The organism is Cellulomonas sp. B6, from assembly GCF_001462455.1.
Taxonomy (GTDB): domain Bacteria; phylum Actinomycetota; class Actinomycetes; order Actinomycetales; family Cellulomonadaceae; genus Cellulomonas.
This window is the reverse complement of sequence record NZ_LNTD01000081.1, coordinates 25,627-40,332: the sequence shown is the minus strand read 5'-3', so window position 1 is coordinate 40,332 and position 14,706 is coordinate 25,627. Positions and strand designations below refer to the sequence as shown.

The 14,706-nt window shown below is 78.0% G+C and carries 11 protein-coding genes; 5 read left to right on the top strand and 6 right to left on the bottom strand.

The window, feature by feature from the left end; genetic code table 11:
- The 4 genes from ATM99_RS07370 to ATM99_RS07355 form a co-directional block, all read right to left on the bottom strand.
- Positions 1-1,872, bottom strand: a 1,872-nt coding sequence (locus ATM99_RS07370; protein ID WP_190278796.1) for a TPM domain-containing protein, incomplete at its 3' end; no start/stop codon positions are given.
- 218 nt (positions 1,873-2,090) lie between these two features.
- Positions 2,091-3,113: a GNAT family N-acetyltransferase gene (locus ATM99_RS07365; RefSeq protein ID WP_062102268.1), complete on the bottom strand. Its 1,023-nt coding sequence runs from the start codon at positions 3,111-3,113 to the stop codon at positions 2,091-2,093.
- Positions 3,110-4,765 carry a DNA repair helicase XPB gene (locus ATM99_RS07360; protein ID WP_062102267.1) on the bottom strand — a complete coding sequence of 552 codons (1,656 nt, stop codon included), beginning with the start codon at positions 4,763-4,765 and terminating at the stop codon, positions 3,110-3,112. The genes ATM99_RS07365 and ATM99_RS07360 overlap by 4 nt, the downstream gene beginning before the upstream one ends.
- 64 nt (positions 4,766-4,829) lie before the next feature.
- Entirely contained in the window at positions 4,830-7,307 is a 2,478-nt protein-coding gene (locus ATM99_RS07355) for a helicase-associated domain-containing protein (protein WP_062102266.1), read from the bottom strand.
- Between the two features lie 99 nt (positions 7,308-7,406).
- Here ATM99_RS07355 and ATM99_RS07350 point away from each other — a divergent pair, with 99 nt between their 5' ends.
- A complete protein-coding gene (locus ATM99_RS07350; RefSeq protein ID WP_082659398.1) occupies positions 7,407-8,624 on the top strand; it encodes a M20 family metallopeptidase in 1,218 nt (405 codons plus the stop codon).
- Between the two features lie 36 nt (positions 8,625-8,660).
- On the opposite strand, the gene ATM99_RS07345 is transcribed toward ATM99_RS07350, so the two are convergent.
- Entirely contained in the window at positions 8,661-8,999 is a 339-nt protein-coding gene (locus tag ATM99_RS07345) for a TraR/DksA C4-type zinc finger protein (RefSeq protein ID WP_062102265.1), read from the bottom strand.
- A 135-nt stretch (positions 9,000-9,134) separates the two neighbouring features.
- Between ATM99_RS07345 and ATM99_RS07340 the strand changes: the two genes are divergently transcribed.
- The 4 genes from ATM99_RS07340 to ATM99_RS07325 all read left to right on the top strand — a co-directional run bounded on the left by ATM99_RS07340 (position 9,135) and on the right by ATM99_RS07325 (position 14,379).
- Entirely contained in the window at positions 9,135-9,518 is a 384-nt protein-coding gene (locus ATM99_RS07340; RefSeq protein WP_046530162.1) for a cold-shock protein, read from the top strand.
- 1 nt (position 9,519) lies between these two features.
- Positions 9,520-10,473, top strand: a complete 954-nt coding sequence (locus ATM99_RS07335; protein ID WP_062102264.1) for a DUF3027 domain-containing protein — start codon at positions 9,520-9,522, stop codon at positions 10,471-10,473.
- Positions 10,470-13,511 carry a sacsin N-terminal ATP-binding-like domain-containing protein gene (locus tag ATM99_RS07330; RefSeq protein WP_062102263.1) on the top strand — a complete coding sequence of 1,014 codons (3,042 nt, stop codon included), beginning with the start codon at positions 10,470-10,472 and terminating at the stop codon, positions 13,509-13,511. Before ATM99_RS07335 ends, ATM99_RS07330 begins: the two co-directional genes overlap by 4 nt.
- 76 nt (positions 13,512-13,587) lie before the next feature.
- Complete coding sequence (locus tag ATM99_RS07325) at positions 13,588-14,379, top strand: CAP domain-containing protein (protein ID WP_062102262.1); 792 nt, start codon at positions 13,588-13,590, stop codon at positions 14,377-14,379.
- A gap of 25 nt (positions 14,380-14,404) precedes the next feature.
- On the opposite strand, the gene ATM99_RS07320 is transcribed toward ATM99_RS07325, so the two are convergent.
- A complete protein-coding gene (locus ATM99_RS07320; RefSeq protein ID WP_062102261.1) occupies positions 14,405-14,704 on the bottom strand; it encodes a DUF2530 domain-containing protein in 300 nt (99 codons plus the stop codon).
- Positions 14,705-14,706: the final 2 nt, after the last annotated feature.

Genomic DNA, 14,706 nt, shown 5'->3' with positions numbered 1-14,706 from the left:
GAGGATCATGCCGCCGAGGTCGCTGCCGCCCCCGCCCGAGCCGCGGTACCGGTCGTCGTCACGCCGCTGCGCGTTCTCGACGTCGATCTGCGCGAGGCGCTGCGCCTCGGCCACGAGCTGCTCGCCGTGCTGCGCGGTGACGAGCGCCGCCTCGGGGTCGGTCGCGCGCTGGTCGAGCGCGCGCAGCCGCAGCCGGTCCGCCTCGGCGAGCCGCGTGCGGGCCTGCGGGCCGACGGCGCCACGGCGGGTGCTCACATAGTCGGTCGTCGCGCGCACCGCCGACTCGAGGCGGCCGAGCGTGTCGCCCAGCAGCGCGGCCGCTCGACGGCTCCGCTCCTCGGCGTCGCGGCGCGGTGCGAGCGCCGCGTCGATCGCGGCCTCGGCCGCGGTCAGGCGTCGCAGCGCCGCGAGCGGGTCGCCCGTGCCCTGCCGCGCCCCACCGGCCTCCTCGAGCGCGGCCCGGGCCTCGGCGACGTGCGGCCCGACAGCCGGGTCGCCCGCCGCGAGGCGCGCCGCGTCGGCCAGGTCGGACGTGATCGACGCGATGCCGGCGTCGAGCCGCGCGTTCGCGGCCGCGAGGTCGGCACCGGCCGAGTCCACCGCGTCGAGCAGGCGCGAGGCCTGGCCGAGCGCCTCCTCGGCCGCGCGCGCGAAGCCGACCGCGGCGCCCTTGTCGCCGGCCGCCGACCGGTCCCGGCCCTGGGCGAGGGCCGTCCCGGCGTCGCCCAGCAGGCGGTCCGCCTGGTCGGGGTTCGCCGCGACCGAGCCCAGCGTGTCGGGCGAGTACCGCTGCGCGAGGGCCGCCACGGCGGTGCGCGCCGGTTCGACCCGCGCGCGCAGCCGCTGCTGCTCGCGCTCGTGCGCGTCGAGCGCGTCGTCGACCCGGGCCTCGATCGCCCGGAGCCGGTCGAAGGCGTCCTTCTGCTCGTCGAGGTGCTGCTCGACCTGCGCGCACAGGCGCAGGATCTGCGCGGACGTCGCACGCACCTGCTCGTCGGTGTCGGGCACGTCGTCGTCGAGCGTCTGACGCAGGCGGAACGCCTCGGTGAGCTGCTGCTTGCCCTGCGCGAGCACGGCCTCGAAGTCGCGCGTGCTGTCGGGGCCGAACTGCGCCTGCGCGAAGCCCAGCTCCTCCTCCGACGAGCGCAGCGCGTCGTCGAGCGCGACGAGCGCCGACGCGGACCGCCGGTCGAGCTCGGGCGTCGGGACCCCCGCGAGCTCGTCGACCGCGCCCGCGGCCCGTGTCGCCCCCGCCGAGTCGCGCAGCACGCCCGCGGGCTGCCGGCGGTGGCGCAGGACGCTGAAGAGCAGGACGCCGCCGATGACCGCGAGGCCCAGCAGCAGGACGACGGCGAAGCCACCGGCCGACGAGCCGCCCGGCGCACCGCCGCCCGACCCGCCGCCCGCGGCGTCGACGATCCCGTCCGCGGCGGTCACCGCGGCGCCGTCCCAGTCGTCGCTCCCCAGCTCGGAGCGCACGTCCGCCGCGACCCGGTCGAGCTGCGACGACGTGATCGTCCCGAGCGACGTCGGCGCGAGCGTGAAGTCGCGGTCCTGCACGGCCACGGCCAGCACGGCGTCGCTCGAGCCCAGCCCCGACAGCTCGGCCGCGTCCGACACCCACGCCTCGGCGGACTGCCCGTCGAACGAGTCCACGTACACGACCGTCAGCCGGTACGGCGTGTCCTCACCGACCCGGTCGACCGCCTCCTGCACCCGTGGCACGTCGGACAGCGCACCGGCCCGGTCGACGACCGTCGACCGGAACGCGAACGGCGGCTCAGCCGCCGCGGGGGCGGCCAGGGCGACCGCGAGCACCGCCCCCACCCCCAGGGCGGCGGCGGGGACGAGGGCACGACGAGCCAGACGCACGCGACGATCCTTTCTCGGGTCGGCACCCGTGGCAACGCGTCCGGCCCTCTCCCGGTTCCTGTCGCGGTGCACCTCGTGCCTCCGCGCAGAGCGCCCTCACCGCCGACGGACACCCCGACGGTCCGACGGACACGTGCGTGCCGCTGTCCGTCGGACCGTGACGCTGTCCGTCGACGGGCGTGGGGCACGGGCCGGGTCAGGTCGGGGCCGGCCGGGCGTCAGCGGACGTCGACGTACCGGTGCCAGGACTGCGTCACGTAGCGCGTCGCGAAGCCGAGGGACACGTACAGGTCGGCCGCGCCCGTGGGGGAGTCCGCGTCGACCTCGAGCCCGACGTGGCCGCGACCGCGCTCCGCGGCGTCCGTCACGACCGCGTCGACCAGCGACCGCGCGACGCCCCGCCCGCGCGCGGACTGCCGCACCCCGAGGTACTCGACGTAGCTGCCCGTCGCGCGGCCGTCGTCGGCGGTGACCTCCGCGGCGACGAGCACGCCGACCGGCTCGGGCTCCGCACCGTCGACGAGCTCGGCGAGCCACCAATGGTCCCACCGGTGCCCGGGGTCGGCCCGCAGCCGTGCGAGGAACTCGTCGAACGTCTCCTCGTGGTGGTTGAAGTGGTCGACGAACGCCTCCTCCAGCAGCGCGTGCGCCGCGACGAGGTCGCGCGCGTCGGGCATCCCGTCCGCACCGCGCTCCAGCCGCCGCACGCGCACGCCAGGACCGGTCGGTCGCAGCCCCCGGTCGTCGTCGCCGACGGGGCGGCGCATCTGCCACCACGTGCGCACGCGCGCGTAACCCGCGGCGGCGAGCCACCGCTGCTGCCGCGCGTCCGCGTCGAACGCGCCGCTGTCGAGCTGCGTGCGCGCGAGCCCGCGGGACCGGGCCAGCGCGACGCCGGCGCGCTCGGCCCACGCGAACAGCTCCGCGGCCAGGGCGTCGCCCGTCGGGTCGTCCAGCGCGGGGTCGACCACGACCGCCACGAGGACGCGCCCGGCGGCGCGGTCGTGCGCCGTCGCCCAGCCGCGCGCCGCACCGGCGGCGTCGCGCACCAGCACGTGCGTGCGCGTGGGCGCCCCGTCGCCCGCGACCTCCGCGAGCGTCGCGTCCGCGCTCGCGGACCGTGCGCCGCGCGCGGCGACCTCGTGCCGCGCCCGCAGCGCGTCCAGGTCGGCCACGTCGTCGGGCCCGGGCGCGTGGGCGTGCCACCCGGCCGGGAGCGCGGGCGGAGCGGCCTCCGTCACCGGGCGACCCCCAGGTCCCCGAGGTCCTCCGCGTCGACGATCGTGTAGGCGTACCCCTGCTCCGCCAGGAACCGCTGGCGGTGCGCCGCGAAGTCCTGGTCGACCGTGTCGCGTGCGACGACCGTGTAGAAGTGCGCGGTCTTGCCGTCGGCCTTGGGGCGCATGATCCGGCCCAGGCGCTGTGCCTCCTCCTGCCGCGAGCCGAACGACCCCGACACCTGGATCGCCACCGAGGCCTCGGGCAGGTCGATCGAGAAGTTCGCGACCTTCGACACCACGAGCTTCGTGATCTCTCCCGAGCGGAACGCGTCGAAGAGCCGCTGACGCTCGCGCACGGGCGTCTCCCCGGTGATGAGGTCGGCGCCGATGTGCTCGGCGAGCTCGTGCAGCTGGTCGAGGTACTGCCCGATCACGAGGGTCTGCTCGCCCGCGTGCTTGGCGACGAGCGCGTCGACCACGCCGTTCTTGCCCGACGCGGTCGCCGCGAGGCGGTACCGCTCCTCGGGCTCGGCCGTCGCGTACGTCATGCGCTCGTGGTCGGGCAGCGTGAGGCGCACCTCGACGCACTCGGCCGGGGCGATGTAGCCCTGCGCCTCGATGTCCTTCCACGGCGCGTCGAACCGCTTGGGCCCGATGAGCGAGAACACCTCGTCCTCGCGGCCGTCCTCGCGCACGAGCGTCGCGGTCAGCCCGAGGCGGCGGCGCGCCTGCAGGTCGGCGGTTATGCGGAAGATCGGCGCGGGCAGCAGGTGCACCTCGTCGTACACGACCAGGCCCCAGTCGCGTGCGTCGAGCAGCTCGAGGTGCGAGTACACGCCCTTCCGCTTGGTCGTCAGCACCTGGTAGGTCGCGATCGTGACGGGCCGGATCTCCTTGCGGGTCCCCGAGTACTCGCCGATCTCGTCCTCGGTCAGCGTCGTGCGCTTGACGAGCTCGTCGCGCCACTGCCGCGCCGAGACCGTGTTGGTCACGAGGATCAGCGTGGTCGTCGAGCTCCTCGCCATGGCGCCCGCGCCGACGAGCGTCTTGCCGGCGCCGCACGGCAGCACCACGACGCCCGAGCCGCCGTGCCAGAAGCCCTCGACGGCCTGCTCCTGGTACGGCCGCAGCGACCAGCCGTCCTGCGCGAGCTCGATGGGGTGCGCCTCGCCGTCGACGTACCCGGCGAGGTCCTCGGCGGGCCAGCCGAGCTTCACGAGCACCTGCTTGAGGTGCCCGCGCTCCGAGGGGTGCACGACGACGTCCGTGTCGTCGACGCGCGCGCCCAGCAGGCCCGCGGTGCGCTTGGAACGCGTCACCTCGGCGAGCACGGCCGGGTCGAGCGCGTGCAGCACCAGCCCGTGCACGGGGTGCTGGACCAGCTGCAGGCGCCCGTAGCGCGACATCGTCTCGGCGACGTCGACGAGCAGCGCGTGCGGCACGGGGTACCGGCTGTACTCGAGCAGCGTGTCGACGACCTGCTCGGCGTCGTGTCCCGCGGCGCGCGCGTTCCACAGCCCCAGGGCGGTCAGGCGGTAGGTGTGCACGTGCTCGGGCGCGCGCTCGAGCTCCGCGAACGGGGCGATGGCGCGCCGGCACGCGGCGGCCTGGTCGTGGTCGACCTCGAGCAGCAGGGTCTTGTCGCTCTGGACGATCAGCGGTCCGTCGGGCACTCGGCTCTCCTGTGGTCGGGTCGCGGGCCCGGGGCGCCGCACCTCAGGGGTGCGGGTGCCGGGCTCACGGGGTCGTGGGGTCCGCGAGGGTGGCGTCGGCGATGCGGTGGACGGCGACGGTCAGCTCGGCCTCGCGGCGCGGGTCGAGCGCGCGCAGCCGGCCGCCCTCGACGCGCAGCGGACGCAGCAGGCGGCGGTCGGGTCGGCCGTCGGGGCCGACCAGGTCCACCCAGACCTCCGCACGGGACTGCGCCGCCTCGCGCAGCACCACCAACACGTCGCCGGGCTCGGGTGTTCCCGCGACGCCGGTCGCCGGGGCCGCCGCGGCGCCCGCGGGCGCCGGGCGCGAGCGCCCGCCCGGTGCGGGTCGGCGGGCGCCCACGGCCCGCACCCGGTCGGCGACGGTGCCCGCCCCGGTGCCGTCGACGTCCGACGCCCCGTCCGCGTCCGCCCCGCGGCCCGCGCCCGGTGCGGGCGACGACGCCGCGTCCGACCCGGCGCTCGCGGGCGCGTCGGACCCCGCGTCCGACGACGCCCGGCGCAGCGTCGCGACGACGCGGGCCGCCCGGTCCGGCAGCGGCCGCTCGTGCACGGGGTCGGTGCGCCGGGGGCGGGCCCGCACACGCCGCTCGGGGGCGACGGCGTGCACGACCGTGCCGCTGGCGTCCTCCGCGACCGGGGCCAGGCCGCGGGCCCGCAGCGCGTCGAGCAGCTCGGCGGGCGACGCGTCGGCCACCAGCACGGTCGGTGCGAGCAGCCGCGGACGCAGCGCCGCGAGCCGCGGGTCCTCCACCAGGCCGGCCAGCAGCGCCGGGTCGTCGGCCCGCACGTACGACGACGCGGCGCCCGCCCGGACGCGCCCGTGCCGGCGGGCGACGTCCCGCACCAGGTACTCCAGCGGCTGCGGCACGCGCCCCCGCCCGGCGGTCGACAGCCGCGCCAGCAGGTCGTCGGCGGGCAGCCCCGAGTCCAGGGCGCGCAGCACCGAGTCCGCCGTGAACCGCACGGTGACCGCGCCGCCGCGGGACTCGACCTGCGCGGCCAGGTCCAGCAGCTCCTCGAGCTGCTCGGACGGCCGCCCGGGCACGACGCCGGTGAGGTCGCCCTGCAGCAGGATCTCCTCGACCGGTGCGGGCAGGTCGGCGCCGAGCGCGGCCGCGGCGTCGGCCACCGGACCGTGCGCGGGCGTGCCGAGGTCCGGCCGTCCGGACGCCTCGGCCAGCAGCGCACGCCCCGCGGACGACAGCGCACCGGCACCGAGCACGCCCAGGCGCTCGGCGTCGGCCAGCACGGCGTCGACCGCGGCCCGCGGCGGCACCGACCGCGGCGAGCGCCAGCGCAGCGCGTCGTGCACGTCGTCCCCGGTCGGCGCGGCCCCGACGGGCGCCGCGGCGAGCACCTCGAGCACGGCACGGCGCAGCCGGGGCACCCACGGGCGCGTCAGCTCGGGGTCGAGTGCCGCGCGCAGCGCCCCGCGCTCGTCGCGCGCACCGACCAGCCACGGCGTGCGCGTCGAGGCGAGCCACGCGCGGGCCAGCACGGCCCAGCGCTGCGGCACGTCCTGCGCGAGCCACACGTCCGCCTCGAGCGTCGGCACGAACGTCGGCGCCTCCTCGCGGTCGTCCGCGAGCAGCCCGGCCGACGCCGCGGACTCCACCAGCCAGGCCGCGTGCGCGTCGTCGACGTCGAGCGCCTGCGCCGTGCGCCGCAGGTCGCGGGCTCCCAGGCCGCCCGCGCGCAGCACGCTCGGCGGCTGCTGCTCCCAGCGGGCCACGAGCTGCCGGACCAGCCGCACGGTGCGCTCGGCGGCCGCGGCGGACTCCGCGGCGACCGTGCGCGGGTCACGCACGGGTGCCCCCGCCGCCGTGGGCTGCAGCGCCGGGGCCCGGTGCGTGCGACCGCCGCGCAGCGCGAGGGCCACGGTGCGGGGCAGCACGACGTGCCGGCCGTCGCCGCGCACCAGCAGGCCGTGCCTCACGAGCCACGCGACCGCGTCGCCCGCCGGGGTGCCCGTGGGTGGCAGGAGCCCCACCGGCGGGCCCCACGTCAGCGCGTCGAGCACCTGCGCGGCGCCCGGTGGTGCGTCCTTCAGCAGCGCGGCGGGGTCGTCGGGCTCGTCGGCCTCGTGCGTCGCGGGGGGTGCCAGACCGGCCGCGGACGGGCCGAGCGCGTCGGCGAGGCCCGGTGCGGCGTGCAGCGTGCCGTCGTCGTCCGGCCACAGCAGCGCGAGCGCGACCGCGTCGTCGACCGCGCGGTCGACGTCCCGTGCACCGTCGGCGTCGTCCGCGCCCACGGCCGCGAGGAGTGCCTCACGCGTCGGGGCCGCGCCCTCGTCCGCGAGCACGACCGCGGCATCCACCACCTGCAGGACCAACGCGTCGACCCAGGTCAGCGCACGGTCGAGGCTCGATCGGCTCGTCGCCCGCGCCGCCAGCGACGCGAGCGTCGCGGGGTGGGGCGTGGCCAGGTCGGGGCGGCGCACGAGCAGCGCGACGAGCTCGTCGTCGCTGCGTGCGCGCAGGTACCCGGTGAACGTGGCCATCCGCACCACGATACGTTCCGCCCTCGGCGCGTCGCGCGGGACGGGCGCCCCGGTGCGGGCGCCTGGGCGCCCCCGACGCCCTGTGGCAGGGTGGCCCGCATGGGCCTGGACCAGGGGACGCTGACCGAGCTGAGGGACGAGGCGGCCCGCGAGCTGCCGCGCACCGCCGCGCTGCGGCACGCGCTGCACCGCGTCCCCGAGACGGGGCTCGACCTGCCGGTGACCCAGCGCCTGGTGCTCGACGCGCTCGCGGACCTCGACCTCGAGGTCACGACGGGTCGTGCGTTGACGTCGGTGACGGCCGTGCTGCGCGGCGCCCGCCCCGGCCCCACCGTGCTGCTGCGCGGCGACATGGACGGGCTGCCGGTCACCGAGGACACCGGTGAGGAGTTCACGTCGCAGCACGCGGGCGTCATGCACGCGTGCGGCCACGACCTGCACGTGGCCGGGCTCGTGGGGGCGGCCCGGCTGCTGGCCGCGCGCCGCGAGCGGATCGCCGGGAACGTCGTGCTGATGTTCCAGCCGGGCGAGGAGGGTCACCACGGCGCGCGCCTCATGATCGAGGAGGGCGTGCTCGACGCGTCGGGCGAGCGCGCGGTCGCCGCGTACGGCGTGCACGTCATGTCCGCGGGCATCCCCACGGGCGTCGTGGCGTGCCGGCCGGGCACGTTCATGGCCGCGTCCGACACCGTGCGCGTCACCGTGCACGGGCGCGGCGGCCACGGCTCGAAGCCGTACCTGGCCGCGGACCCCGTGCCCGTCGCGGCCGAGGTCGTCCTCGCGCTGCAGGCGATGGTGACCCGGCAGTTCGACGTCTTCGACCCGGTCGTCGTCACGGTCGGGCGGATCGCCGCGGGGACGAAGGACAACATCATCCCGGACGACGCCCACCTCGACGCGACCGTCCGCACGTTCAGCGAGGCCACGCACGCGGCCGTGCCCGAGCGGCTCGCGCGCGTCGTCGAGCACGTCGCGGCCGCGCACGGCATGACGGCGACCGTCGACTACCGGCGCGGGTACCCCGTCACGGTCAACCACGCGCCCGAGGTCGACCGTGCGCGGCGTCTGACGCAGCAGATGCTCGGCGAGTCCGGCTGGGTCGACGCGCGCGACCCCGTGCCGGGCGCCGAGGACTTCTCCTACGTGCTGCGGGAGGTGCCGGGCGCGTTCGTGTTCGTCGGCGCCACGCCGCCCGGGCAGGACCCCGCGACGGCCGCGTACAACCACTCGCCGCGCGCGCGGTTCGCCGACGAGGCCCTCGTCAGCGGCGCGGCCGTGCTCGCGGCGCTGGCGCTGGACCGGCTCGCGGAGGGCTGACCCGCACGACGCGTCGCACGGGACGCGCCCGCCGCCTCACGCGTGCGCGACGCACGTGGCGGCCGTCGGGCGTGCCGCCAGCCGCGCGTCGTCGATCGGCTCCCCGCCCACGGCGCACCGCCCGTACGTGCCCGCGGCGAGCCGCGCGAGCGCCGCGTCGACCTCCTCGAGCCGGCGCCGGGCGTCGGCCGCGAGCGCCTCGAGCTGCGCGCGCTCGAACGCGATCGTCGCGCCCTCGGGGTCGTGCTCGTCGTCGACGTTCGCGCCGCGGGCCGCGTCGACGACGTCGCCGTGCGCCTCGCCGAGCGCCGCGAGGCGCGCGAGCGCGTCGGCGCGCAGCTCCGCCAGCAGGGCCCGTGCGCGTGCGTCGTCCACGCCCAGCAGTCCACACCGCCGCCGCCACGGGCGCGCGCCGGGGCGGACGGACGCGAAACGACGTGCACGGCCCGGTAACCTGGACGGTGGTCCTCGGAATGCCCCGGGGACGTGCCCGGCGCAAGAGGAGCGGCAGTGCCCACCGGCAAGGTCAAGTGGTTCGACACCGAGCGTGGCTTCGGCTTCATCGCCGACGACGACGGCGGCGAGGTCTTCCTGCACGCGTCCGCGCTGCCCGCAGGCGTCACGGCGCCCAAGCCCGGCACCAAGGTCGAGTTCGGCGTGGCCGACGGGCGCCGCGGCCCGCAGGCCCTGTCCGTGACGTTCCTCGACCCGGTCCCGTCCGTCGTCAAGGCCAAGCGCGCGCCCGCCGACGAGATGGCGGTCGTCGTCGAGGACCTCATCAAGGTCCTCGACAAGGTCGGCAACGACCTGCGCCGCGGCCGCTACCCGGAGGGGCAGCGCGCGACCCAGTACGCGACGCTCCTGCGGGCCGTCGCGGACAAGCTCGAGGCCTGACGTGGCAGCCGTCAAGGACGCCGTCCTCGAGCGGGCCGTGGACCTCGCGCGCGAGGTCGCGGTCGAGATCGCGCAGGAGCCCGAGCACGTCGGCGAGTACCTCGGTGCCGTGCGCGAGGCCGAGCGCCTCGTGTCGCACCGGTTCGTGTGCACCGCGCGCGGGTACCGCGGCTGGGCCTGGACGGTCACGGTCGCGCGCGTGCCGCGCGGCCGCACCGCGACCGTGTGCGAGGCCGAGCTGCTGCCGGGCGAGGACGCCGTCCTGGCCCGGACGTGGGTCCCGTGGTCGGAGCGCCTGCGTCCGGGCGACATCGGCCCCGGCGACGTGCTGCCCTTCCGCCCCGACGACCCGCGGCTCGAGCCCGGCTTCACGCCGACCGGCGACCCCGAGGTCGACGAGGTCGCGATCGACGAGCTCGCGCTCGCGCGGGTCCGCGTGCTCTCGCCGCAGGGCCGGGCCGAGGCCGCCGAGCGCTGGTACCGCGGCTCGCGCGGACCGACCGCCCCGGGTGCCGTCGCGTCGAGCGCCGCGTGCACGACGTGCGGGTTCCTCGTCCCGCTGCAGGGCTCGCTCGGCACGCTGTTCGGCGTGTGCGCCAACGAGTGGTCGCCCGACGACGGCAAGGTCGTCAGCCTCGACCACGGCTGCGGCGCGCACTCCGAGACCGACGTCGAGGCCGTGCCCACCGACTGGCCGGCGCCGGACCCGCTGATCGACGAGAACGCGCTGGTCGTGGTCGAGCGCGAGGAGCCGGCGACGCAGGGCGATCCCGCTGCCGAGCCGGCGCCCGCTGCCGAGGTCGAGCCCGCCGCCCCGGCGGAGCCGGTCGCCGACATGGAGCCCGCCGCCGACGTGGAGCCGGTCGCCGACGCGGAGCCGGTCGCCGACACGGAGCCCACGACCGACGCCTCCGCGTCGGACACCGACGCCGAGCGCACCTCCGACGGGTCGTGACCGCCGACGTCTTCGGCACGGCCGCGCTGCGCGGCGCGGTGCTGGAGGCGTGGCGGGCGTCACCCGCGCGGCTGCGCGAGGACGCCAACGGCGAGGAGGACCACGCCCGCGGGTACTACCGCGACCGCGTCGTCGTCGAGCTCGCGCAGAACGCGGCCGACGCGGCGACGCGGGCGGGTGCGCCCGGCCGGCTGCTGCTGCGCCTCGCGCACGGCGAGGACGGCCGCCCGGTGCTCGTGGCCGCCAACACGGGCGCACCGCTCGACGCCGCGGGCGTGGCGTCGCTCGCGTCGCTGCGCGCGTCCGCCAAGCGGGACGCGGGCACGAGCGAGGTCGGACGCTTCGGCGTCGGGTTCGCGGCCGTGCGCGCGGTGGCCGACGAGGTCACGGTCTGCTCGACGACGGGCGCCGTGCGCTTCTCCCTCGCGGACACGCGCGGTGAGCTCGAGGCCGCCGCGGCGCACGAGGCGGCCGAGGGGCGCCCCCGGCTGGTCGACGAGGTGCGTCGGCGCGACGGCTCGCTGCCCGCGCTGCGGCTGCCGTGGCCGACCGAGGGTCGGCCGCCGGCGGGGTACGACACGGCCGTCGTCCTGACGCTGCGCGACGAGGTCGCGCACCACGAGGTCCGCACGCTGCTCGACGCGGTGGACGACGTGCTGCTGCTCGCGCTGCCCGGCCTCGTCGAGGTGGTCGTCGAGGTCGAGGACGCCGCACCGCGCCGCATCGCCGACGTGGGCTCACGGTGGGACGTCCTGACGGCCGAGGGCGAGCTGCCGCTCGCGCTCGTCGCGGACCGACCGGTCGAGGAGCGCTCGGCCCGCGGCTGGCGGGTCACGTGGGCGCTGCCGCGTGACGACGCCCGCGTGCCCGGTGCCGTGCACGCCCCGACGCCGACCGACGAGCCCTGCTCGTTGCCCGCGCTGCTGGTCGCGACGCTCCCGCTCGACCCCTCGCGCCGCCACGTGACACCTGGTGCGCTGACCGACGCGGTGCTCGACGACGCGGCCCAGGCGTACGCGGACCTGGCGGGTCGCGTCGCGGCCCGCGGTGACGACCCGACCTCGCTGGTGCCCACGGGCCTGGCGGCGGGTGCGCTGGACGCGGCGCTGCGCGAGCGCGTGATCGCCGCACTGACCCGGACGCCGCTGCTGGTGCCGGCCGACCCCGACGACCCGCTCGTCGCCCCGATGCGGGCGACGACCGTGCGCGACCTCCCGGACGGTCCCGCGGTCGCGGCGCTCGGGCTGCTGGTGGCGGGGCTGGTGCGGCTGCCGCTCGGGCCGGCGGCGGCCGCGGCGGCGCGCGCGCTGGGCGTCGAGGAGCGCACGCTCGCCGAGGTCGTCGACGAGCTGCCGACCGGCGCCGCGGTGGACTGGGCCGCGCTGTACGACGCGCTCGACGCCGCCGCGCACGACGCGTCGGCCCGGGAGGGGCTCGCGGCGCTGCCCGTCCCGTTGTCCGACGGGCGCGTGGTGCGCGGGCCGCGCGGTACCGTCGTGCTCGCGGACGACGTGGCGACCCTGCCCCTGACGACGCTCGACGCGCTGGGGGAGTGGGGGCTGCGCGTCGTGGACCCGGGGGCCGCGCGGCCGCTGCTGCTGCGGCTGGGTGCGCAGCACCTCGACGCCTCCGGGCTGCTGACGCACCCCGTGCTGCGTGCGGCGGTGCTGGGCCAGGCCGACGACGACGACCTGGCCCACGCCGAGCGGGTCACGGCGGCCGTGCTCGACGTCGTCGCGCGTGCGGGTGACGTGCCGCCCGACGCGGCCGGCTGGCTGGGGCTGCTGACGCTCACGGCCGCCGACGGCGACGCCGCGCCCGCGCACGGGCTCGTGCTGCCGGGCGGTCCGGCGGCGGACCTGCTGGACGACCGGGTGCTGGCGCCGGTCGCCGTGGGCGCCGTCGAGCGGTGGGGGCGCGACGTGCTGACAGCCGTGGGGGTGCGTGGCGACCTCGTCGTGACGACCGTGCGCGACGTGGTGGCCGGCGCGGCCCCGGACGAGGACGGGGACGACCCCGCGGCGCTGGCCGCGGCGTCGCTGGACGGCTGGGACGCGTACGTGGACCACCTGGCGGCGCTGCTGGGGGCGGGCACGTACTGCGGCGACGTCGCCGCGGTCGCGGACCTCGACGCGGTGGCCGACGACCGCTGGGACACGCTGCTCGCGCACGTCGCGCGCACGCCCGCGCTGCGCGCCGCGCTCGTGACGCCCGTGCGGGGCGAGGGTGCGACCGCGCAGGCCCCGTCGTACACGGCCTGGTGGCTGCGCGAGCGTGGCGTGCTGTCCGTGCCCGAGGTGTTCGCGCTGCCCGACGCGCCCGACGTCCCTGCGGCGCTGGTCCCTCCGGCGCCCGAGACGCTGCGGGGCCTGGACGACGCGGTGCTGCGTGCGCTCGGCGGCGTGGGGTCGCTGGCCGAGACGACCTCGGCGGGCTGGTCGGCGGTGCTGGACCGGCTCGGCCCGGCGGGGACGGCGGTGCCGCTGGACGTCGCGGCCGGTCTGTGGCGGGCGTGGGCGGCGGGCGCCGCGCCGGACGAGCCTCCGGGCGTCGTCGTGGCGCTCACGGCGCCGGGGGTCGCGCACGTGGTCGACGACGCGGTCGTGGCCGACGACCCGCGGTGGTGGCAGCGGGCGTCCGACGAGGTCCCCGTGGTCCCGGTGCCGCCGGGAGGGCACGCGGACGGCACGCGGTCCGCCGCCGCGGCGGTGGCGGACCTGCTGGACCTGCCGCTCGCGTCGGCCGAGGCGGGTGGCGAGGTGGCCGGCGAGGGCGAGGTCGAGGACGTCCCGGAGGTCGTGCCGGCGCTGCTCCCGGGGGCGCCGGAGCAGTGGTGGCGGCACGACGACCTGCTGGTCGGCGGGGTCCCGGTCGAGTGGTGGGTCGACGACGCGGGCCGGGTGCACGCGGTGCACGTGGCCGGCCTCGCCGCGGGCCTGGCCTGGGCGTGCGGCAGGTGGGCGGTCCGTGGTGCGCTCGAGGCGCTGCTGGGCGACCCGGACGACGGCGGTGCCGCGCTCGACGTCGTCCTCGGATGACGACGCCCCTCGGTGCAGAACCGGACGGACCGGGAGGAAACTACCGCTGAAGGTCACGATCGGGTAACGTCCCGGTGTGCCCGACGCCCGACGACGTGACCTCCGCCGCTGGCGCGACCGACGAGCGCACCGCCGTCGCCGCGGGCGTCTGACGGGCGCGCTCGCGGTCCTCGCGGTCGCGGGTGCGCTCGTGCTGGCCACCGCGCCCGACGCCTCGGCCCCCGGCGTGCGCTCACCCCTCGCGCTGGCGCCGGGCGATCTCGTGGACCGCGTGCAGGACGTCGTGTCCCGCGGTGCGGAGCGTGCGTCGGCGCCGACGTCGGCGGCACCGGCGACCAGCTCCGCGGCACCGCAGGAGGCGGGCTCTCCGGGTGCGGGTGCGCCGAGTGCGGACGTGCCGCCGCCGGCCGACCTGCCCGATGCGCAGCCGGCGCCGCAGCCCGCTCCGCAGCCTGCGCCGCAGCCCGCTCCGCAGCCGGCGTCGGCCGCTGCCGCGCCCGCCGACGCCGGCGCCGCGATGGCTGCCGAGATCGTCACGCTGACGAATGCGCGTCGTGCCGAGGCGGGCCTGGCCGCGCTCGGGACCTCGGGGTGCGCGACCGAGCAGGCCGTCGCCCGCGCCGGCGCCCTGGCCGCCGAGGGGCGGTTCGAGCACGACCCGCTCGGGCCCGTCCTCGAGGCGTGCCGAGCGGGCGCCGTGGGGGAGAACCTGTCGCTCGGCTACCCGTCCGCGCAGGCGGCGGTGGCCGGCTGGATGGACTCCCCGGGGCACCGCGAGAACCTGCTGCGCGGGACGTTCACGCAGATCGGCGTGGGGTGCGTGCAGGGTCAGCGCGGCTGGTTGTGCGCGCAGGTCTTCGTGGGCTGACAGGCGGGGTGCGCGGACCGGCGCGTCAGGCCTCGCGCGCCTCGTCGTGGTGCGGGGCGGGAGCGATCATCGCGCCCGTGCCGTCCGGCGAGAGCCGCCCGTTGCGCCGTGCCCACAGCACGCCCACGATCCCGAGCAGGACGCCCGACACGCACACCGCGAACCAGCGCAGCGGAGCGACGTCGAGCAGCCACAGCACGCCCACCACGGCCGCCGCGGCACCCCAGACCGCCGTGCCGACCCCCATGACCCGGGCGAGGTCGACGTCGATCGGCGGCGGCGGCGTGCGCCGCGGGTGCATCAGGGTGTCGACGAGGGTGGGCACGC